The sequence below is a fragment of the Amycolatopsis cihanbeyliensis genome, from assembly GCF_006715045.1.
Taxonomy (GTDB): Bacteria; Actinomycetota; Actinomycetes; order Mycobacteriales; family Pseudonocardiaceae; genus Amycolatopsis; species Amycolatopsis cihanbeyliensis.
The window spans coordinates 74,757-94,729 of sequence record NZ_VFML01000002.1; the positions used below are offsets into that span (position 1 = coordinate 74,757).

Below are 19,973 nucleotides of genomic sequence, written 5' to 3' on the forward strand. Positions count from 1 at the left end.
TCGACTACCGGTCATACACCACACGGTGGCAAAGCGCTGCCGGTTCATCGCGAACCAGTGAGGGCAGCACCGCCGGCAGTTCCGCGAACCGGCACTCGCCGGTGACCAGCGCGTCGAAGGCGGGATCGGCGAGCAGTTCGAGGGCCAGCGCGCGGCGGTCCCCATGGTCCCTGCGGCCGGCCCTGGCCGGGGACACGGTGCCGACCTGGCTGCTGCGGAGCACCAGCCGGCGGGAGTGAAAGAACTCGCCGAGCGGCAGGGTCACCTTCCGGTCGCCGTACCAGCTCAGCTCGACCACCACGCCGTCCGGAACCAGCAGCTCCAACGCGCGGGCGAGTCCGGCCTCGGTACCACTGGCGTGCACCACCAGGTCGCGATCGGCCTCGGCTCGTTCCGGGGTGGCGAAATCGACGCCGAGCGCGGCGGCGACCTTCGCCCGCGTGGGGTCGGTGTCGATCAGTTGCACCCTGCTGGCGGGGAACCCCGCCAGCACCCTGGCCACGCAGCAGCCGATCATACCGGCCCCCACCACCGCGATCCGGTCGCCGAGCAGCGGCGCGGCGTCCCAGGCCGCGTTCACCGCGGTTTCCACCGCACCGGCCAGGATCGCCCGTGCCGCGGGAACCGAGTCCGGCACCGGGGTCACCGCATCGGCGGGGACCACGTAGCGGGTCTGGTGCGGGTACAGGCAGAACACCGTCCGCCCGCGCAGTGACTCCGGGCCCCGCTCGACCAGACCGACGTTCAGGTAGCCGTACTTCACCGGGGCAGGGAAGTCGCCCTCCTGGAACGGCGCCCGCATCAGTTCATGCTGACTCTCCGGGACACCGCCACGGAACACCAGGGCCTCGGTACCCCTGCTGATCCCGGAGTACAGCGTGCGCACCAGCACCTCGCCGGTACCGGGCTCGGGCAACTCGGCCGGGCGGATCTCGCCCTGGCCGCGCGCGCGGAGCCAGAAAGCTTGGGCCGCGCTCCCCATGGGCAGTCCTCCAGTGCTGGTCGGCGATCCGGACGCCGCGTACGCTCCAGCCAGGCCCCGACACCACTATACCAAGTAGACTGATCAGGCCCTTTCGGTCGGGCCGGTGGCTACCTGCACTGCGCGGCACGGTAGCCGCGCGCTAGGAGCTGGAGGTCTGGTTGCACACAGCGGGCGGACACCTGACCGCCGTCGGTGGCCTGGGCCTGCAACTCGTGCTGCTGGCGCTGCTGACGGTCGGCACCGGCCTCGGTATCGGAGGCTGGCTGGCCGGCGGCGGCTACGGTCTCGCCGTCTGCACGGTCCTCACGCTGGCGCTGCGCGACGGCCGGGGCCCGCTGGGCCCGGCCAACCAGGTCACCCTGGTCAGGGCCACGCTCACCGGATGTGTCACGGCGCTGGTCGTGGACGCACTCGGCGCCCCGGCCGCGTCCGCGGCGACCGTCCCGCTGGTCGCCCTCGCCACGGTCGCGCTGGTGCTGGACGCGGTGGACGGCAAGGTGGCCCGCAGCACCGGAACCGCCTCCCCGCTGGGCGCCCGGTTCGACATGGAGGTCGACGCCTTCCTCATCCTGGTGCTCAGCCTCCAGGTCGCCACCTCCCTCGGCGGCTGGGTACTGGCGATCGGGGTCATGCGGTACGCCTTCCTCGCGGCCGGCCTGGTGTTGCCCTGGCTGCGGGCCCCGCTGCCGCCGCGCACGGGCCGCAAGGTGGTCGCGGCCGTGCAGGGGATCATCCTGGTGGCCGCGGCATCCGAGGTGTTCCCTCGGCCGGTCGCGCTGGCCGGGACCGTGCTGGCGCTGGCCGCGCTGACCTGGTCTTTCGGCCGGGACCTCGGCTGGCTGGTCCGCGATCGGGCACGTACGGCCGCCGGCTGCAACCGTTCCCGTGCCCGTTCCCGTCTGTAGGGCATGACTCGGTACGGCAGACAGGTCCTGGTGTTGCTCAGCGCGGCCGCGCTGGCGGGCTGCGGGGCGGATTCCGGGGCGGGTGGCGGGCATGCCTGCACCGAGATCGGGACCCCGGTCGGGATCGGCGTGGACGTCAGGGAACCACCCGCGTCCACTGTGGACTCCGCATCCATCGAGGTGTGCTGGCAGGATTCCTGCCGCGCCCCCGAACTGACGCTACGCCCCTCGCACGGTGTCGCCAGCACCACCTGCACGGGCAGTGGGTGCGGTGCGCAAGCCGCCCCCACCGGTGAGCTGCACGGCTTCGTCACCGTGCCGGACCTGCCGGCGAGCCCCGTGCGGGTCACCCTGCGGCTGGCGGACCAAGGCGGGGCCACCGTGCGGACCGAGTCGGTCGAGGTGGAACCGGCGATGCAGTACCCCAACGGTCCCGACTGCCCTGGTGGCGGCCCGCAGGCAGGGGTGGTCGTGGACGAGGGTGGTATGCGGCCACGCTGAGCGCCACCGCGTACCACCCACGACCCGATATCCTCAGCTCTTCCAACTCTGATAATTGTCGAAAGCCTGCTCGGTTATTCTCGTCCCGCGGTTGTGGTCCGAATAGCCGGTGGTGTGTACGGCTATTCCGCAGTAGCCTTCGCAGCCGAACATGTACACCGGCGAGCCGCTTTGCCCGCCGACCGTGTCCAGGCGATAGCGCAATTGGCGGATATCGGACTGCCGCACCTCGTCGGAGGTGAACCACTGCGTTGCCTGCGGCTTGTCCTGCGGGTATCCCCTGCTGAAGATCAGCGTACCGTCGTAGGACGCGCCCTGCCACCGCATGCCGTACCAGCCCACGGTGTCACCGACCGTACAGTTGAGCTTCAGGCCGCCGTAGTCGTACTCGGTGTTGCGGTCCCTCGTCCAGCCCAGCACGCTGTACTTCGTGTCCACGGTGCAGCCACCGTACGGTGAGGAGCCGCCGTTGCGGCCGGGATACACGGTGAACCCGTAGTTCCAGTCCCCACTCGAGCCGCCGCCATGCACGCAATGGCCCGCGGTGGCCACCGCGTTCGGCGCGTACATCCAGCCCGTGCACCAACTGGTGGCGCCGCCCGGCTTGGTGTAGGTCAGATACACGGTTGCCCGCGCGGGGAAGGTGGTCGTGTCGTTGACCCGGGTACGGCCGTCCGGCCCGATGATCGACCCGGCGTGGATATCCCCGCCCGGCCCCGAGGGGTCGGGCGCGGGATCGGGCTTGGTGTTCACTCCGGTGGCGTCGGCGAGATCACCGGTGCCGGGGAAACCGGCGGCCGAAGCACCCTTGCCCGCATCGGCGAAACCGGCGGAGCCGACCCGCCCTTCGTCGGAGATCGAGGTGTCCGGATCGAGCCCGACGAGGCCCGGCGCGGAACTGGCCACCGGCGCCACGACTATCGAGAACGCCGTGACCAGCCCCGCGGTCACGGCTACAGCAGATCTGTAACGAAACATGATTGCCCTCGCGATGGGAGAAAGATTCGCGCCACAGAAATGTTCGGCGCGCCGGGCAAAGCTAGCACGGCCCATTCGAACAAACCGACGTCCAAACGGACGAAATACTCCATGAGCATTCGAGTGGCGTAATATCACTTGCCCCGAATATCCCCATGATTCTGCTCCGAAGGCAGGGGGCCGGCCTGCCGGCCGGCGGCATCGGCCCTAGAATTCGGTACCGAACCTGCACGACACCGCGGTACCCCGCGGTGCGACCCGGTCGCCGGGCGTAGCCGAAGTGTTACCAGGATCGACGGTAGGCACTACTGGTCCCGGGGTATCCGACAATGCCAGTATCGTCACCAACTACCGAAAGCACGGTGAGTGTTGTGGTCCCCATGCACGTCAAAGGGGTGGTTCTGGTGCCACCGGAAACGGCACCCGTGATGCTGTTGCGCGAAACCACGGGTGACCAACGGTGGCTCGCCATCGCCATCGGCGCGCCCGAGGCCGAGGCACTGCTCGCCGCCCAGCAACAGGTCGAGCACCCCCGGCCGGGCACGGTCGAGCTGATCGGCCGCGTGCTGGAGGCATTCGGGCGCCAGCTCGTCCGGGTCGAGGTGACCGACCTGCGCGACGGGGTCTTCCTCTCCGACCTGGTACTGGATGGCGACCTGCGGATCACGGCCCGGCCCAGCGACGCCGTGGCCATCGGGCTGCGGGCGGGAGTGCCGGTCGAGGTGGCCGAGACCGTACTGGACACGGCCGCGGTCGACATCGAGCTGGCCGACGCCGTCGACCCCAGCGACCCGGCTTCCTCGACGACCACCGGCGACCAGGAACGGCAGATCGAGGATTTCCGTGCCCTGCTCGACCAGACCGATCCCGAGGACTTCCGGGACAACTAGCCTGTCCGGCCCCGATCCCGGCCGGCACGGACGTCGATCCGGCTGGAGCCCGGCGCCGCGGCCGAACCGGCGACGGTCACCCGCAGCACCCCCTCCGTGAGTTCCGCCTCGATGTGCTCCTTCTTCACCCCCTCCGGGAGGGTGATGTCCCGGCGGAATTGACCGTGAGCCCGTTCTCGCACGTACACCTCGGTGTCCTCCTCGTCCCGCTGGCGCTCCCCCGCGATGGTCAGCGTGCCGCGGGACATGCTGACCTCGACGTCGTCAAGGCTCACCCCGGGCAACTCGCAGCGGATGAGCAGGTCCGATCCCCGCGCGACGATGTCGGTCGCGGGGCTCCACGCGTTGGCGTACCCGCGTGGTTGCTGCTCCGTGGACCCGCCGTCCGCCCCGGTCATCCGGTCGGCCATCCGGTTCATCTCGCTGACGCCGTCGACCACGCCACGGAAAGGGTTGCGAAACTTGCGGCCTCGTGCGGGCATGACGATCACCTCCTCGCTGTGCAGCCCGGATCAGCTACGGCTGGAAAGGCCACCACGCGGTCGCCGCGCGGGTGCGCCGGTGGCGGAGTCGGTTACCGGCTCTCGTTCGGAGAGGTCGTGCGCCCGCGCGTCCGGAGTCGCCAGTCGGGAGGCCGAGGGCGCCGACGCGAGCCGTTCGTCGCGGAACGCCTTGGCCAGGCCCGCACACAGGCACAGCAGGACCACCGCGAACGGCAGGCCGGCGGTGATCGCTGCCGACTGCAACGCGTCCAGCGCCGTCGAACCACCGATCCAGAGCAGCACGGCCGCGACCGCTCCCTCGGTCACGGCCCAGAACATCCGCTGGCCGCGGACCGGATGCGGGTCACCGCCGTTGGTGAGCATGTCGACCACGAGCGAACCGGAGTCCGAGGACGTGGCGAAGAACAACGTCACCACCAGCACGGTCAGCAAGGAGACCAGCACGGCCAGGATGGTCCCGATGGGCAACTCACCGACCAGCGTGAACAAGGCACTTTCCGGGGCTCCGCCCGCGATGTCGGTCTTGCCGTCCAGCTGGTAGCGCAGGCCGGTACCGCCCAGCACGGTGAACCACACGATGGAGGCGCCGACCGGCGCGAACAGGGTCCCCCCGATGAACTCGCGAATCGTGCGCCCGTAGGAGATCCGGGCGATGAACATGCCGACGAACGGGGACCAGGACATCCACCAGCCCCAGTAGAACAGGGTCCACTCCGCCTGCCAGCTCGCCGCCTCCGGCTCGGCCTGCTGGTTGAACACCTCGAAGCTGGTGCCGACCAGGTTCTGCAGGTAGAACCCGGTGTAGTCGGCGAGGCCGGTGAGGATGTAGAGCTTCGGCCCCACCGCGAAGATGAACGCCATCACCAGCAGGGCGAGGCCGAGGTTGACCACGGACAACCGGCGGATTCCCTTGTTGATGCCGAGCATCACGCTCACCACCGCGACCGCGGTGATCAGGGCGATGATGGCGACCTGCATGGTGGGGTTGATCGAGAGCCCGAACACCTCGGACAGCCCGGCGTTGACCTGCTGGGCACCGAGGCCGAGCGAGGTCGCCAGCCCGAACAGGGTGCCGAACACGGCGAGCACGTCGATCAGGTTGCCCACCCAGCCGTGGATCCGGTCGCCGATCAGCGGGTAGAAACCGGACGCGGGGCGCAACGGCAGGCCCTTGCGGAAACAGAAGTAGCCCATGGAAAGGCCGAGCACGATGTAGATCGCCCAGGGGTGCAGGCCCCAGTGGAAGATCGTGTAGTTCATCGCCTGCGTGCCGGCCTCCTGCTCGCCCGCCGCGGAGATCGGCGCGTTGCGCAGATGATAGGGGGCCTCGTAGACGCCGTAGAACACCAGGCCGATACCCATTCCGGCGGTGAACAGCATGGCGAACCAGGGCAGCGTGCGGTACTCCGGCCGGGAGTTGTCCGGCCCGAGTCGCAGCCGCCCGTACCGGCTGAGCATCACACCGAGCACGAACACCAGGAAGAACGTCGCGGCCAGGATGTAGAACCAGCCCAGCTTGCCGGTAATGAAGTCCAGCACGGCATTCGCGGCACGCTCGATCGTCCCGGTGAACACCACCCCGGCGGCCAGGAACGCCAGCACCAGTACGACCGAGAGGATGAAGACCGGTGGGTTGGTGTGCGTACGCAGGTACCCCCACAGTGCACCGGCCGGCGGCTGGTCTTCGGATGTGGGCATACCGCTGCCCTCCCTCATCGCGCTCGCAGGCCCGACAGCAGGAACGGCCGCTCGCTCGGGGTGAGGACGGCGGCCGCTCCTGGATCATCGAGTTCCCCGCTCGCCGATACGGCAAACATCCGGTTTCCCGGTACCGCGGCGCGGGTATCCGGCGGGAGACTCCCACCGCAGAGGAGGTGTCTCATGCACCGCGAGAGTGACCAGCACGGCGCCAGGGAGGACGAGCAGCTCAAGACCGAGCTGGACGGCATGGTGCGGGCCAACCGGCCGACGCGGGCGCAGGAGTGGCGCGACCCCGAGCCACCCGCCGACGACGACACCACCGCACCGCCGTTCGACGAAGCAAAAGAGTAGCGATCATCCGGGCGTTGACGGGTGGTGACCGGGAGCGACGATGAGCAGACAGCAGCAGAACCCCATCCCCCAGGGACCGCCGGCCGAGGAACCGACCACCGATCCGGCGCAGCGCCGGCAGGCCGCCCGCGCGGTCGCCTCCGCCGCCCGCGACGCCGAGGACTGCGCCCGGCTGCTGGACGCGCTGGGGCTGCGCGCGACCGACGGCCTCGACACCGACACCCCGCGGCACCGCAGGCGGGCCGGTTGAGCTCGTCAGGGTGGGAACGGGGCCGCGCGGGTTACTCGGTCTTCTCGCCTTCCATCGCCTCGATCAGGCTCTTCGGGCGCATGTCCGTCCAGTTCTCGTCGACGTAGTCCAGGCACTCCTGTCGGCTGGACTCGGACTTGACGATCTCCCACCCGGCGGGGACCTCGGCGAAGGCGGGCCACAGCGAGTGCTGGTTCTCCGCGTTCACCAGCACCAGGAACCGGCCGTTCTCGTCGTCGAAGGGATTCGTCATCGTCGGTGGTCCTCCTCGTCGCCGCCGGGCAGTCGTAGGTGAGCCTAGCCTACGGTCGGCGGGCTTGACCATGTCCGGCGCCGGTGACCCCACCGGCCGCTACTGGTCAACGGCTTCCAACCCGTCGCACTTCAGCTCCAGGGTGGCGCGCTGGAAGCGCAGGAACCCCAGCAGGGTCGCCCGCTCGTCGGCGCGGGCGGGCGGATCGAGCCGGGGGTCGCGCTCCGGGTCGATGAACATGTCGCCGGCCATGCCGCGCGATCATCCGCCCTCCCCCCGCGATTCACCACCGAGTTTCGGCCGCCCGCTAGGTTCGCCAGTGCGCGGGGCGCTCGAGTGCGCCGGGCAGCGTCGTGGCCGTATCCCCCTTGGCCGCGTTCACCTGCGGCTGGGTGAGGAAGACGCTGCCGGTGAGGTCGGCGCCGCTCAGGTCGGCATCGCGCAGGTCGGCCCCGATCAGGTCGGCGGCGCGCAGGTCGGCCCGGGTGAGATCGGCCGCGATCAGGTAGGCGCCGCGCAGGTTCGCCCCGCGCAGGTCGGCCCGGTGTAACCGCGCCCCGATCAGATCGGCTCCCCTGCGGTTCTTGGTGCGGCCGGGCACGGTCGCCCGCACCAGCTCGCTGGTACGGAGCAGCATCGGGTTGATCCGCGCACGCAGGGCCGCCACGTCCAACCCGGCGAGCGTGCCTGCCTGCTCCCCGGTGAGCCGTTCGACCTCGGTCAGCGCGCGGCGGAGCTCCCCGTGCACCGGGCGGGCCTCGGGCAACGTCAGCGCCTCGCTCAGGTACCAGAGCAGTTCGTGTAGCTGCCGCATGACCGCGAACACCTGGAACATCTGCCCGGCACTGTCCGGCGCCGTTCGCCAGTCCCTGCCCGCGAAGGTGACCTGGGAGACCTGCTGCCCCGCACCATGGCAGTCGAAGACGGTGCAGCCTGGGAAGCCCTTCTCGCGCAGGCTGGCGTGGATACCGCAACGGAAATCCGCGAGCAGGTTCCGGCACGGCGTACCGGCCGCCTTGTCCACCGCGAAATCGGCCGAGGCCGCGAACGGCAGAGCGACGCAGCAGAGCCCGAAGCAGCTCGCGCAGTCCGCCCGCAGCCGGGCCCGGCCGTCGGCGGGCGCCTGGTGCGACTCGGACACCTGAACCCTCCTCCCGCGTGCGCGGCCGACGACCCAGTGTCCCCCGGTGTTCCGCCACGGTTCGCGCTGCCCTACGATTAGGTCATTCGTACAGGACGATCGTTCAGGGCGTTCGCCCGGAAAGGTGGCCGGATGACCTCGCCGGCGGCGACACGGGGACGGGAGGTGCGGCTGCGGTTGCTGGACGCCGCGGCCGAGCTCATCGCCGAGCGTGGCTGGGCGGCGGTGAGCACGCGGATACTCGCCGAACGCGCCGGAGTGACGCCGAGCGTCGTGCACTATCACTTCCCTTCCCTGCCCGCCCTGCTGCGGGAAGCCGCGGTGGGAGCGATGCGGCAGGTACTGGCCGAGGTGGACGCCGTACTGCGGACCGCACGGACCCCCGCGGAGGCGGTGGACGCGATGCTCACCGCCGTGCGCGAGTACACCGGGACGGATCCGCGTTCCCTGCTGGCGGTCGAGGCCTACCTTGCGGCCGGCCGGGACCCGCGGTTGCGCGCCCGGATCGGCGAGCTGGTCGAGGAGTTCCAGCACCGGCTCGGCCGGTGGCTGGCCGAGCACGGGGTGCCCTCGGCCGGGGAGACGGCCGGCGTGCTGGCCGCCGCGCTGGACGGCCTGCTGCTGCGTCGAGGGCTGGAAGTGGGGCCCGCGCCCGAACCCACGACCGCCGTACTGCGCAGGCTCGTCGAACCGGAAGGCGAAGGAGGGCAGGCATGAAGGTGGTGGTCTGCGGGGCCGGGATCGCCGGGCTCACCTGCGCGAGCCGGGTGGCGGCCCATGGTGGTGAGGTCGTCCTGCTGGAGCGGGCACCCGGTCCCCGGTCGCAGGGTTACATGATCGACTTCTTCGGCCCCGGCTACCGGAGTGTGCGGGAGAGGGGGCTGCTGCCCGCGCTCGAGCAGGTCGCCTACCACCTGGACGAGGCGAGCTTTGTCGACGAGCACGGTCGCCGTCGCGCGGGGGTGGAACCCGCGCAGTTCGCCGACGGGCCGCTGGTGAACCTCATGCGCCCCGATCTCGAGCGGGTGTTGCGCGAGCACCTCCCTCCCGAGGTCGACCTCCGGTTCGGCACCGGTCCGGTCGCGGTGACCGAGGACGATGACGGGGTGCGTCTCACCCTGGACGACGGCACGAGCCTGCGGGCCGACCTGCTCGTCGGTGCCGACGGCATCCACTCGACCGTGCGCGGGCTGGTGTTCGGCGCGGAGTCACAGTTCTTCCGCTACCTCGGTTTCCACACCGTCGCGTTCACAGTGGACGCTCCACGGATGCACGCGGCGGTCGGGAACCGGGCCTGCCTGACCGACACGGTCGGCAGGCAGCTCGGGTTCTACGCCTTGCGCGACGGGAGGGTCGCCGCCTTCGGTGTACACCGCACCGCGGACCCTTCGGTACCGGAGGATCCCAGGAGCGCCGTGCGGGAGGTCTACGGCGGGTTGGGCTGGCTGGTGCCCCGGGCACTTGCCGCCTGCCCACCGGCGGAGGAGATCTACTACGACCAGGTGGCGCAGATCGAACTGCCCCGCTGGAGCAGGGGGCGGGTCGTGCTCGTCGGGGACGCCTGTTACGCGGTGTCCCTGCTCGCGGGCCAGGGCGCATCCCTCGGCATCGCCGGTGCGCACCTGCTGGCCGATCAGCTCGCCCACACCGCGTCGATCGACCACGCGCTGGCCGAGTACGAGCGGCTGTGGCGCCCGGTCGCCGAGGACAAGCAGCGCACCGGCCGCGCCACCGCCCGCTGGTTCCTGCCCGCATCCGCACTGGAACTGCGGCTGCGCCGCCTTGTGCTGCGGATGGCCCGCCTGCCGGTGCTCGACCGCTACCTGGCGAAACTCCTGGCAGGCAAACCCACCCGGTGAGCTCCGAGCGCCCGGCCGGCCCAAAAGTTCACATGCGCGCGTTGGCCGTTCGCGGACGCGGCCGCCGGGCTTACACGCTGCGCAGGTGCCTGCGCAGCAGGCCGGCGAAGTGCCGCTCGGCGGCGCGCAGGGCCTGGTCCTGTTCGAGCAGCACACCGGTGACCCGTTCCGCGCGGGCCTCGGCCCAGGTCTCGGCGCTGTCCTGGGTGCCGAAGAACTTCGTGTAGGGGCCGCAGGCCTTGGCGTCGCCGAGCTCACTGCACCTGATCAGGATGCCGACGAACACCACGGTGGTGGCCGGCTGCCAGTCGGCTGTGGTGCCCCGACCACCGACGGCGATCCTGATCCGCCGCCGGGTCCGCGGGTCGACCGAGGTGATCTCCGCATCGGTCTCCAGCATCGCCGGGGCCCCCAGTGCGTGCAACGCCGAGACCGCGTACGGCTGTGCCCCGTCCGCGACCTGCACCCGGTGCGGGGTCCGCTCCGTGGCGAAAGGGTAGGCGTACTCGATCTCGCCCCGCTGCCCCAGCCCGACCAGGTCCCATTCGGCCAAATCCCGCAGGCTGTGCCTGGCCTCGGCATCCAACTCGGCGTGGGCAGGTGGCGCGCCGGTGGCGGCGAACCGGCGCAGGATGCCACGGTGCAGCAGCCGCGCCTGCCTCGGCAGGAAACCGAGACGCTCGCTGGTCGGTTCACCGAGGATGCGTTCGACTCCCTCGCGGGTCGCCGGGTCGGCCACGATCAGACTCCTTCACATCGATGCGGCAGACGATAACCCGGCCGGCGCCACCACGATCGTGTGACAACCGGCTCGCGGGCACGATCCGTGCCGCCGATCCGTCCGAAGTCCACTATCCACACGGGCCCGGAAGAAAACGAATTCTCCGGCCTCCGCAAAGGAAACGGAGATTTCGGCTCAGCCCTCCTGCTGCTGCGCCACCGAAGCCCGCACCTCGTCCATGTCCACCGACCGCACCTTGCCGATCAGCTCCTCCAGTGCGGGTTCGGGCAGCGCACCAGGCTGGGCGTACAGCACCACGCTGTCGCGAATCGCGACGAGTGTCGGGATGGACGACACACCGAACATCTGCGCCAGTTCCGGTTCCGCCTCGGTGTCCACGGTGCCGAAGGTGACGTCCTCGTGCTGCCACGCCGCGCGCTCGAACACCGGGGCGAACATCCGGCACGGCCCGCACCACGAGGCCCAGAAGTCGATCAGCACCGTGCCCTGATCACCCACCAGGTCGGCGAAGTTGTCCTTGGTCAGTTCGACGGTCGCCACAGGGAACCTCCTCCTCGGTATACCCGGCCACGGTACGGCGTCCGGAGCGGGGGCGGCCACGGTCGAAAGCGACCAGGGCAGCGGAGGCGGTACCGCGGAGATGAACGGTGTGACACGCTCACCGCTGGCTGGTGAAACGGTCCACCGCGTGCCCCAGGTGTGCGCGCATCTGCGCGCAGGCGTGGTCGGCGTCCTCGGAACGGACCGCATCCAGCAGCTGCCGGTGCTCCTCGGTCAGGTCATGCGGCCTGGGGTACGACGGCCGCAGCTGGGCGAGGCACAGCTGCATCTCCTCCTGCACCGCGGGATAGATCCGGCTCAGCCGCGCACTCCCCGCGGCGTCCACCAGCGCGAGGTGGAAGGCGGTATGTGCTTCCACCCGGTCGGCCCAGCCCGCGTCCGCGGGTAACGCCTCCATCTCGGCCAGCCGCCGCGCGGGCGCCTCCAGCGGCCGCCGCCGCTCGACGATCTGCCGAACGGCGGCGAGTTCCAGCGGGGTCCGGACGAAGAACAGGTCACGCACATCGGCCTCGGTCAGCGTCGGCACGATCAGCGAACGCCCCCGGGACCGCTGCACCAGGTTCCTGGCGACGAGCTCCTGCAGGGCCGAGCGCACCGTCGGCCGCGCCACCCCGAAGGCGGTGGCCAGCGCGGTCTCGACCAGCGGCTCGCCCGGTCGCAGCTCGCCGCCGAGGATCTGCTTGCGCACCGCAGCGACCAGGGCGTCCCTGGTGCTCATGGTCTGCAACGTCACGTTCACCGGCTCCCTCGGCTCCTCGCTGGTCAGGATAACGGTCGACCGGGTCAGGACGGCCGTGACCGGGTGTTCCCGGTCAGCTCCGTTTCTCAGCCTGCTATCAAGTTCCGGTCGTTAACCTGCCGACACGGAGGTCAGCATCGAACATGACGTACGGCGGTGGGAGCCGCGCCGGGTGGCGGACGGCCCAGGTAGGCGGCCTGCTCGCGCTCGCGATTGGTGCCTGCCTGCTGACCGCGCTGCATCTGGTACCGCCCGCCAGCGAGATCAGCCCGATCCGGCGCACGCTCAGCGAGTACGCGCTCGGGCCGAGCAAGTGGGTCTTCGACCTCGCGTTGTTGCTGGTCGCCGCGGCCTCCGCGGTCGCGTTCGCCGAGGTCGCCCGGCGCCGCCTGTCCCGGTCGGCCACCGCACTCGGTGTGCTCTGGACGGTCAGCCTGCTGGTCCTGGTCACCTTCACCAAGACCGACTGGTCGATCGGCCCGAGTATCGGCGGCCTGATCCACCGGTACACCAGCGTGGTCGCCTTCCTCGCGCTGCCGGCCGCGGTTCTGCTGCTGGCCCGGCCGGTGTTCCCCGCCTCGGCGGGTAAGCGGTGGCTGGCCAGGGGGCTGAGCGTCTTCTCCCTGCTGTGGTTCGGCACGATCCTGGCCGCGATCGGCTACATGATGTCCGGTGGACCGGCGTGGTGGCGCTTCCTCCCGCTCGGGCTGATCGAACGGATGCTGGTGGGCAGCGCGGTGGCCGCGCTCGCCGTGCTGATCGTCGGGCTGATCCGGCTCCGGCCCCGCGACACCGGTCCGGCGATGAGTTCGCCGCCGGCCGAGAGTCGGTATCCGTGACAGCCGATTCGACGCCAGTGAAGGAGCGGTGCATGATCATCGTCGCGGGACACCTCATTGTCGATCCACAGCAACGCGACTCCTACCTGGCGGGCTGCGTGAACGTGGTGGAGCACGCCCGCCGCGCACCCGGCTGCCTGGACTTCTCCATCACCGCGGATCTGGTGGATGCCGGGCGGATCGTCATCATCGAACGCTGGGAGTCACCAGCGGCGGTCGCCGCGTTCCGCGGCACCGGCCCCGGCGAGCAGAGCGCCGCGATACTCGCCGCCTCCGTGGCGGAGTACGACGTCTCGGACGTGCGCTCGCTGACCTGACCGGGCGACTGTCAGGGTGAGCGGTCGGCCCAGCCGACGGGATCGGTCAGCACCTCCGCGAGCGCGCCACGGGCCGCCCCGAGCAGCGCCGCGTCCGGCCCCCGTTGTCCGAGTCGCAGCAGGGCCCACGGATGTTGGTCGGCGAGCCTGCGGCGCAGCGGCCCGGCGAAGGGCTCACCGAGGGCCGCCAGCCTGCCGCCGAGCACCACCGTCGCCGGGTCCAGTACCGCCAGCGGGCCGGCCAGCGCGTCGGCGAGGCGGTGCGCCGCGGTACCCGCCGCCGCGGTCGCGACGCCGTCGCCGGCATGCAGCCGCCGCGCGAAGGGGTCCTCGCCGGTGAGCAGCCGGCTCACCGCCGCCTCGTCCACTCCGGCGGCCTCCGCCATGGCCCGCCGCCCCGCGTAGCGGTCGAGGCAGCCTCGCAGTCCGCACGGGCAGGGCCGGCCCCGCTGCCGGACCGGGACATGGCCGAGCAGTCCGGCGGCGCCCGCCGCACCCCGGTGCGCCGCACCCGCGGTGACCAGTACGGCCCCGAGCTCCGCCTCACCACCGACGTACAGCGCGGTGCCGCCCTCGATGTCCTCGGCCGCGGCGGCGTAGCCCGCTCCGCCACCGATCTCCGCGGGCACCCCGTGCGCGCCGAGCGCGGCGAGTTCGCGCTCCACCAGCGCACGCAGATCCGCGTCCCGCCAGCCGAGGCTCGGCGCCCGGTGGACCGTCGGGTACCCGTCCCGGTCGTGCTCGATCACGCCCTCCACCGCCACCGTGACCCCGGCCACCAGGCGGTCGGTCGTCACCGCCTGCTCGAAGAGCCTGCGCAGCACCGGCCTGGCCGCGCGCACCGCGTCGGCGGGCTCGGTGCCGGTGATGTTGACCCGGCGTAACTCCCGATGCCGGGGCCTGCCGCGCAGGTCGACCACGCAGCCGGCGACGTAGTCCACGTCGAAGCACAGGCCGATCCCGACCGGGCCCTCCGGAGCGGCGGCCACCCGGCCTGCCGGCCTGCCGGGGCCGCTCGCCGGCACCGCGCCGAGGTCGGCCACCACGCCGGCCCCGATCAGCTCGGTGACCAGGTTGGTGACCGCGACCGTGCTCAGGCCGCTCCGCCGGGCCAGCTCGACCCTGGTGACCGGCTCGCCCGCGCAGATGAGTCGCATGAGCCGGGCGAGATTCCGCTTTCGGTCCGTGGCCATCGTTGAATAATAAACGCTGTTGGTTAATTAACTCTAGCCGGAAGCGGCGGAGCGCTGTAGACAGTGACGCAGCGCACGGAGAAGTGCGGGAACGAGAAAGGTGCGTGCGACACATGGCGGTGGTCTCCTACCGGTCGGCATCCAGGGTCTTCCCCTCCACTCCCCCGGTACGGGCGGTGGACAACCTGGATCTCGACATCACCGACGGCGAGTTCCTCGTCCTCGTCGGCCCTTCCGGCTCCGGCAAGTCGACCGCACTGCGCATGCTGGCCGGGCTCGAGGATGTGGACGAGGGGTCGATCTTCATCGACGAGCGGGACGTCACCGCGGTCCCACCGAAGGACAGGGACATCGCGATGGTGTTCCAGTCCTACGCGCTGTACCCGCATATGACCGTCGCGGAGAACATGGGTTTCGCGCTGAAGCTCAAGCGGGTCAACAAGTCCGAGGTGGCCAAGCGGGTCAGGCACGCGGCCGAGCTGCTGGACCTGACCGCCTACCTGGATCGCAAGCCCAAGGCGCTCTCCGGCGGGCAGCGGCAGCGGGTGGCCATGGGTCGCGCCATCGTCAGGGAGCCCGCGGTGTTCCTGATGGACGAGCCGCTGTCCAACCTGGACGCGAAGCTCCGGGTGGAGACCAGGGCCAACATCGCGGCGCTGCAGAACAGATTGGGTACCACCACCATCTATGTCACGCACGACCAGGTCGAGGCGATGACCATGGGGCACAGGGTCGCGGTGCTCAAGGACGGCCTGCTCCAGCAGTGCGACACCCCGCGCGTACTCTACGAGCGGCCGTTGAACTCCTTCGTCGCCGGGTTCATCGGCTCGCCGAGCATGAATCTGCACGATGCCCCGCTGAGCGCGCAGGGCGCGCAGCTCGACGGGCTGACCGTGCCGCTCCCCCGCGCCACCCTGGAGGCGGCACGGCAGGAGGGCCTGAGCAGCGTCACCGTCGGCCTGCGCCCGGAGGCGCTGCGGCTGGTCGAGCCGGGCGGGGAGTCGGCGAAGCTGTCCGTGGAGCTGGTCGAGGAACTCGGCGCCGATGCCTACGTGCACGGTTCCATCCAGGTCGGTGACCAGACCGCCCGGCTGATCGTCCGGGTGGACGGCCGCAGGCCGCCCCAGCTCGGCGAGACCGTCCAACTGCGCCTCGACGACCCCGAGCAGGTGCACGTCTTCTCCCCGGAAACCGGCCTGCGCCTCGGCCCCTGACCGTACGCGAACGGCAAACTCATGCGCGTGAGCGGCAAACTCGCGCGCATGGGCGGCAAACTCGCGCGCATGGGCGGCAAACACGGTCGGGCGGCCGTGTTTGCCGTCCACATGCACGCGTTGGCCGTCCGGGTCGGTCGCGAGTCGCGGCGACAGGCGGTGCCGTGGCGCTCGTACTCCACGACCTGTCCCACGTTCAGCGCGGTCCGCGCACCGCAGTGGCGTTCGGCAAGCCAGCGCGCGAGGTTCAGGTGTGCAGGGCCTTCACCGTCACCGTCAGCACGTCCGGGTCACCGGAACGCACCGCACCACTGAAGTCCTGGCCACCGGTCGGCGACACGTCGTCGTAGGGGAACGCGTACCCGCGGTTGTCCGGCAGGGTCTCGTGCACGATCCGCGCGTAGTGGTTGGTCCGCGGGTTCCGGTAGAAGAGCTCGGGCCGCTCCCCGCCCGGCTGGTCGGGGTTGTCCCGCAGGGTGGTCCGGTTCAGCGCGGCGGCCAGCCGGGGGATGATCGCCTTCCGCACCGGACTCGCGCCGGCCAGGCTGAACGGGCCGCTGTCGCAGCTGAGCACGTCGGCCGTGCTCGGCTTGGCGAAGGTCTCGCCGTTGTCGAAGCGCAGCAGTCCCCCGCTGACCCGTGCGGTCAGTACACCGAACCCGGACTGGGTGTCCACGGTCAGCGTGCTGCCGGTGTAGGTGTTCCACACCTCGTCGACGTATCCGGCGAGGTAGGAGCCGAACTCCGTGGCCTGGTAGTGCGCGCTCATCGCCCGGAGCGGGGTCCCGCCGTCGCGCTGGACCAGCCGGTCCCATGGCGCGCCGTCCCTGCTGGCCTGGGACACCAGCGCGGCCGAGACCGCGTCCACGGCGCCGGCGGGCAGCCCGGGGACGGACTCCGTCCGGCCGGAGAGGCTGCGCAGGGACAACCCGAGCGGCGCGGCGACGAAGTCGACGTAGCTGACGTTCACGAACAGCTCGGCCTCGTTGAAGGTGAACTCGGCGAAGGACCAGTCCCGCGCGAAGTTCGGGTCCCCGGTGTTCAGGAAACTCGGGTGCACCACATGCGGCCCCGGGTTGACGAAGAACTCCAGCTTGCTTCCGGTGACCACGTAGATCCGCGCGCCGTACATCCGCGGCACCGCGAGGCGGGTGGCGGTGCCCGGCGCACCGAGCGGGATGGCGCAGTCCTGACCGAGTGGGGTGACCGGCTCGGACGGTGAGGGCGGGAAGTAGGAACCGCCATCGGGCTTGACGAACAGCGGCCGCCCATCGGACAGTCCGACGATGTAGGCGAAGGCGGAACCGGAACCGGAATGGTTGACCAGCTCGAGGGTGAACTTCTGGGGAGTCCTGGCATGTGCTGAGCCGCCGGTGCCGGCCAGGCCGCCGAGGGCGGGGACGGCCACGGCGGTCGCGGTGGCACCGAGGAAAGCGCGACGGGAGATCATGGATCACTCCTCGACGATGGGGAGCAGGGGCCGTGAGAGCGCTCTCCCGATTCAATATGTTCCAGATCACAACAAATGTCAAACGCGATGATCCGGCTACCCGATGTCGGGGGTCGATGCGAACATGTGTTCGTGTCGACCCGGGAGACGATCCTGCATGCCGATCTCGACGCGTTCTATGCCGCGGTCGAGCAGCGCGACGATCCGTGGTTGCGTGGCCGGCCGGTGATCGTCGGGCCGGGGGTGGTGCTCGCGGCCAGTTACGAGGCCAAGGCGTACGGGGTGCGCACCGCGATGAACGGCGCACGGGCTCGCGGGCTGTGCCCGCGGGCGATTGTGGTGCGGCCACGGATGTCGGCCTACGCCGAGGCGAGCAGGGCCGTGTTCGAGGTGTTCCGGGCGACGACCCCACTGGTCGAGGGCCTTTCCATCGACGAGGCGTTCCTCGACGTCGGCGGGCTCGGCCGGATCGGCGGGCCGCCCGCCGAGATCGCGGCGCGGCTGCGTCGGGACGTGCTCGAACGGGTAGGGCTGCCGATCACGGTCGGCGTCGCCAGGACCAAGTTCCTCGCCAAGGTGGCCAGCGGCGTGGCCAAACCGGATGGCCTGCTGCTGGTGCCTGCCGAGGAGGAACTCGGTTTCCTGCACTCACTCGAGGTCGAGCGGCTCTGGGGCGTCGGGCCTGCCACCGCGGCCAGGCTCCGCGAGCGGGGCATCGCCACCGTGGGCCAGGTGGCCGGCCTCGGCGAGCCCGGGCTGATCGCGATCGCCGGCCAGGCGGCGGGCAGGCACCTGCACTCCCTCGCGCACAACCACGATCCGCGTCCGGTACACCCTGGCCGCAGGCGGCGCTCGATCGGCGCGCAACGCGCGCTAGGCCGCCGCGCACGATCGCCCGCTGACCTGGACGCCATCGTGGTCTCCCTGGTGGATCGCCTCGCTCGCCGGCTTCGGCAGGCCAGGCGGACCTGCCGCACGGTGGTGCTCCGGCTGCGGTTCGGCGACTACGCGCGGGCGAGTCGATCGCGCACCATGGTGGACGCCACCGCGGAGACCGAGGCCATCCTCGGCACCGCGCGCGGGTTGCTGTCCGCCGCATGGCCGATGATCGAACGGCGGGGTCTCACCCTGCTCGGCCTCGCGCTGGGCAACCTCGCCGAGGACAGCCCGATGCAGCTCACGCTGCCGTTCACCCCGGCCACCGGCAGCGCGCTGGACGCCGCGCTGGACAACGTGCGGGACCGGTTCGGCTCGGCCGCGGTCACCAGGGCCACCCTGCTGAACCGCGACCAGGGCGTCGCGGTGCCGCTCCTGCCGGACTGAGGATGTGAATCTAAATTAACTTGCCAGCGCGGCGAACACCAGCGGCTTGACCTGCTCGGGGTCGGCCAGCCTGCGCCGGCTCATCGAGAAGTCGTGCACGATGTTCAGCGCCGCGTGCACGGCCAGCCTGGCGTGTGCGCCGCGCGCCTTCCCGTTCACCGCGGTCACCAGGCGCACCCACTGCTCGACGTGCTCCCGCTGCACCTTCCGCAGCGTGTGCCGGTCCTCGGCCGGCAGGTTCTCGTACTCCGAGAGGTAGACCGCGGCCAGGTCACTGTGCAGGAACGTGAAGCCGACATAGGCGTCGACCAGCCCGCGCAACGCCTCGCCGGGATCGCCCGCGCCCTCGGTGGCCGCGTTCACCGTGGCGGCGAGCCGGTCGGCCGCCCGGTAGTACACGGCGGCGAGCAGCTCCGCCTTGCTGGCGAAGTGCCGGTACACACTGGACCCGCCGATCCCCGCCGCGGCACCGAGTTCCTCCATGGTGACCCCGTGGAAACCGTGCTCGCGGAACGGTCGCAGCGCGGAGACCAGCAGCCGCTCCCGCCGGGACGCGAACTCGCCGGGCTCCGGTTCCCGTGGTGCGGTAGCCGGCCCGGCGGCCAGCCGGGGCGGAAGGCTCGCGGCCAGTACGCCCATGGCCAGGCCGCACAGCGCTTCCTCGGCGGCGCGCGCGGACACCTGCGTGCGATGCGTGCCAAGGCTGGCGATCGCGCTGAGCGCCGCGGCGGCCAGGGTGCTCAGGTCGGCGGCAGGCAGTCGGGGCCGAGCCCGCCCCAGCACCGCGGCCAGTTCCTCGACCAGGGACCGGATCGCGGCGGTGAACCCGGCGTGGTCGGCCGGCTCGAGATACCGCCGTTCCCACTGGTAGAGCCGCACGCCGCGGCGCCGTTCGACCACCAGGCGGGCCACCTCCAGCACCGCCCCCTCCAGCCGCTGCCACGGCGAGCCGTGCCGACCGGCCACCTCCCGGGCGAGCCCCTCCAGTGCCGCGGAGAGATCCCGCGCCGCATAGGCCAGGATGGCCTGCTTGTTCCGGAAGTGCCGGTAGATCGCGGGACCGGTGATCCCCGCCTCGGTGGCGATCTCGCCGAGGCCGACGGTGTAGTAGCCACGCTCGCAGAACAGGTCGGCGGCGATCCGGGCAAGTTGGGATTTGCGGTCCGGACGACGCGGCGCCGCCGCCCTTCCCACGTCCTGCTCGGCCACCGCTGCCCTTCCACCCATTGATATCGCGTTCATAGCTGGCGGTTCCAGCTTAGCCAGGTCGGGAGCCGC

The 19,973-nt window shown here is 70.9% G+C and carries 24 protein-coding genes; 11 read left to right on the forward strand and 13 right to left on the reverse strand.

Annotation, left to right across the window (positions count from 1 at the left end):
* Positions 1–4: 4 nt before the first annotated feature.
* Positions 5–982: a dehydrogenase gene (locus tag FB471_RS28865; protein WP_142002718.1), complete on the reverse strand. Its 978-nt coding sequence runs from the start codon at positions 980–982 to the stop codon at positions 5–7.
* Positions 983–1,143: 161 nt separating this feature from the next.
* On the opposite strand from FB471_RS28865, the gene FB471_RS28870 reads away from it, so the two are divergent.
* On the forward strand, positions 1,144–1,890 hold the full coding sequence (locus FB471_RS28870) for a CDP-alcohol phosphatidyltransferase family protein (RefSeq protein WP_246076774.1): 747 nt from the start codon (positions 1,144–1,146) through the stop codon (positions 1,888–1,890).
* A gap of 3 nt (positions 1,891–1,893) precedes the next feature.
* Positions 1,894–2,391, forward strand: a complete 498-nt coding sequence (locus FB471_RS28875) for a hypothetical protein (RefSeq protein ID WP_142002722.1) — start codon at positions 1,894–1,896, stop codon at positions 2,389–2,391.
* A gap of 33 nt (positions 2,392–2,424) precedes the next feature.
* On the opposite strand, the gene FB471_RS28880 is transcribed toward FB471_RS28875, so the two are convergent.
* Positions 2,425–3,342, reverse strand: coding sequence for a trypsin-like serine peptidase (locus FB471_RS28880; RefSeq protein WP_170221038.1), 918 nt, complete (start codon positions 3,340–3,342; stop codon positions 2,425–2,427).
* A gap of 389 nt (positions 3,343–3,731) precedes the next feature.
* On the opposite strand from FB471_RS28880, the gene FB471_RS28885 reads away from it, so the two are divergent.
* Positions 3,732–4,259 (forward strand): bifunctional nuclease domain-containing protein, encoded by a 528-nt coding sequence (locus tag FB471_RS28885; protein ID WP_170221039.1) that lies wholly within the window; start codon positions 3,732–3,734, stop codon positions 4,257–4,259.
* On the opposite strand, the gene FB471_RS28890 is transcribed toward FB471_RS28885, so the two are convergent.
* On the reverse strand, positions 4,256–4,741 hold the full coding sequence (locus FB471_RS28890) for an Hsp20/alpha crystallin family protein (RefSeq protein ID WP_142002727.1): 486 nt from the start codon (positions 4,739–4,741) through the stop codon (positions 4,256–4,258). The genes FB471_RS28885 and FB471_RS28890 overlap by 4 nt on opposite strands.
* A 30-nt stretch (positions 4,742–4,771) precedes the next feature.
* Positions 4,772–6,460, reverse strand: coding sequence for a BCCT family transporter (locus FB471_RS28895; protein WP_142002729.1), 1,689 nt, complete (start codon positions 6,458–6,460; stop codon positions 4,772–4,774).
* Positions 6,461–6,643: 183 nt separating this feature from the next.
* On the opposite strand from FB471_RS28895, the gene FB471_RS34280 reads away from it, so the two are divergent.
* Both FB471_RS34280 and FB471_RS28900 read left to right on the forward strand, forming a co-directional pair.
* Entirely contained in the window at positions 6,644–6,814 is a 171-nt protein-coding gene (locus tag FB471_RS34280) for a hypothetical protein (RefSeq protein ID WP_170221040.1), read from the forward strand.
* Between the two features lie 40 nt (positions 6,815–6,854).
* Positions 6,855–7,064 (forward strand): hypothetical protein, encoded by a 210-nt coding sequence (locus FB471_RS28900; RefSeq protein ID WP_142002731.1) that lies wholly within the window; start codon positions 6,855–6,857, stop codon positions 7,062–7,064.
* Positions 7,065–7,095: 31 nt separating this feature from the next.
* Here the strand turns inward: FB471_RS28900 and FB471_RS28905 are convergent, their stop codons facing one another.
* The 3 genes from FB471_RS28905 to FB471_RS28910 all read right to left on the reverse strand — a co-directional run bounded on the left by FB471_RS28905 (position 7,096) and on the right by FB471_RS28910 (position 8,458).
* Complete coding sequence (locus FB471_RS28905) at positions 7,096–7,317, reverse strand: MbtH family protein (RefSeq protein WP_142002733.1); 222 nt, start codon at positions 7,315–7,317, stop codon at positions 7,096–7,098.
* A 99-nt stretch (positions 7,318–7,416) separates the two neighbouring features.
* Entirely contained in the window at positions 7,417–7,569 is a 153-nt protein-coding gene (locus FB471_RS34285) for a hypothetical protein (RefSeq protein ID WP_170221041.1), read from the reverse strand.
* 55 nt (positions 7,570–7,624) lie between these two features.
* On the reverse strand, positions 7,625–8,458 hold the full coding sequence (locus tag FB471_RS28910) for a pentapeptide repeat-containing protein (RefSeq protein ID WP_142002735.1): 834 nt from the start codon (positions 8,456–8,458) through the stop codon (positions 7,625–7,627).
* Between the two features lie 132 nt (positions 8,459–8,590).
* On the opposite strand from FB471_RS28910, the gene FB471_RS28915 reads away from it, so the two are divergent.
* The gene (locus FB471_RS28915) at positions 8,591–9,175 is read left to right on the forward strand and encodes a TetR/AcrR family transcriptional regulator (protein ID WP_142002737.1); all 585 of its coding nucleotides are present in this window, start codon (positions 8,591–8,593) and stop codon (positions 9,173–9,175) included.
* Positions 9,172–10,317, forward strand: a complete 1,146-nt coding sequence (locus tag FB471_RS28920) for an FAD-dependent monooxygenase (protein WP_142002739.1) — start codon at positions 9,172–9,174, stop codon at positions 10,315–10,317. Before FB471_RS28915 ends, FB471_RS28920 begins: the two co-directional genes overlap by 4 nt.
* 70 nt (positions 10,318–10,387) lie before the next feature.
* Here the strand turns inward: FB471_RS28920 and merB are convergent, their stop codons facing one another.
* The 3 genes from merB to FB471_RS28935 form a co-directional block, all read right to left on the reverse strand.
* Entirely contained in the window at positions 10,388–11,056 is a 669-nt protein-coding gene (gene merB / locus FB471_RS28925) for an organomercurial lyase (protein ID WP_170221042.1), read from the reverse strand.
* 177 nt (positions 11,057–11,233) lie between these two features.
* Complete coding sequence (locus FB471_RS28930; protein ID WP_142002743.1) at positions 11,234–11,599, reverse strand: thioredoxin family protein; 366 nt, start codon at positions 11,597–11,599, stop codon at positions 11,234–11,236.
* A 118-nt stretch (positions 11,600–11,717) separates the two neighbouring features.
* The gene (locus tag FB471_RS28935; RefSeq protein ID WP_246076775.1) at positions 11,718–12,353 is read right to left on the reverse strand and encodes a GntR family transcriptional regulator; all 636 of its coding nucleotides are present in this window, start codon (positions 12,351–12,353) and stop codon (positions 11,718–11,720) included.
* Positions 12,354–12,502: 149 nt separating this feature from the next.
* Here FB471_RS28935 and FB471_RS28940 point away from each other — a divergent pair, with 149 nt between their 5' ends.
* Complete coding sequence (locus tag FB471_RS28940; protein WP_142002747.1) at positions 12,503–13,198, forward strand: DUF998 domain-containing protein; 696 nt, start codon at positions 12,503–12,505, stop codon at positions 13,196–13,198.
* Between the two features lie 32 nt (positions 13,199–13,230).
* On the forward strand, positions 13,231–13,515 hold the full coding sequence (locus FB471_RS28945) for a putative quinol monooxygenase (protein ID WP_142002749.1): 285 nt from the start codon (positions 13,231–13,233) through the stop codon (positions 13,513–13,515).
* An 11-nt stretch (positions 13,516–13,526) separates the two neighbouring features.
* Here the strand turns inward: FB471_RS28945 and FB471_RS28950 are convergent, their stop codons facing one another.
* Complete coding sequence (locus FB471_RS28950) at positions 13,527–14,708, reverse strand: ROK family protein (RefSeq protein WP_142002751.1); 1,182 nt, start codon at positions 14,706–14,708, stop codon at positions 13,527–13,529.
* 113 nt (positions 14,709–14,821) lie between these two features.
* Here FB471_RS28950 and FB471_RS28955 point away from each other — a divergent pair, with 113 nt between their 5' ends.
* Positions 14,822–15,922 (forward strand): ABC transporter ATP-binding protein, encoded by a 1,101-nt coding sequence (locus FB471_RS28955; protein WP_142002753.1) that lies wholly within the window; start codon positions 14,822–14,824, stop codon positions 15,920–15,922.
* 247 nt (positions 15,923–16,169) lie between these two features.
* Here FB471_RS28955 and FB471_RS28960 read toward each other — a convergent pair whose 3' ends face one another.
* Entirely contained in the window at positions 16,170–17,372 is a 1,203-nt protein-coding gene (locus tag FB471_RS28960; protein ID WP_142002755.1) for a glycoside hydrolase family 64 protein, read from the reverse strand.
* A 126-nt stretch (positions 17,373–17,498) separates the two neighbouring features.
* On the opposite strand from FB471_RS28960, the gene dinB reads away from it, so the two are divergent.
* Complete coding sequence (gene dinB, locus FB471_RS28965) at positions 17,499–18,695, forward strand: DNA polymerase IV (RefSeq protein ID WP_211358281.1); 1,197 nt, start codon at positions 17,499–17,501, stop codon at positions 18,693–18,695.
* Positions 18,696–18,710: 15 nt separating this feature from the next.
* On the opposite strand, the gene FB471_RS28970 is transcribed toward dinB, so the two are convergent.
* Positions 18,711–19,922, reverse strand: a complete 1,212-nt coding sequence (locus tag FB471_RS28970) for a TetR/AcrR family transcriptional regulator (protein ID WP_142002757.1) — start codon at positions 19,920–19,922, stop codon at positions 18,711–18,713.
* Between the last annotated feature and the right edge of the window lie 51 nt (positions 19,923–19,973).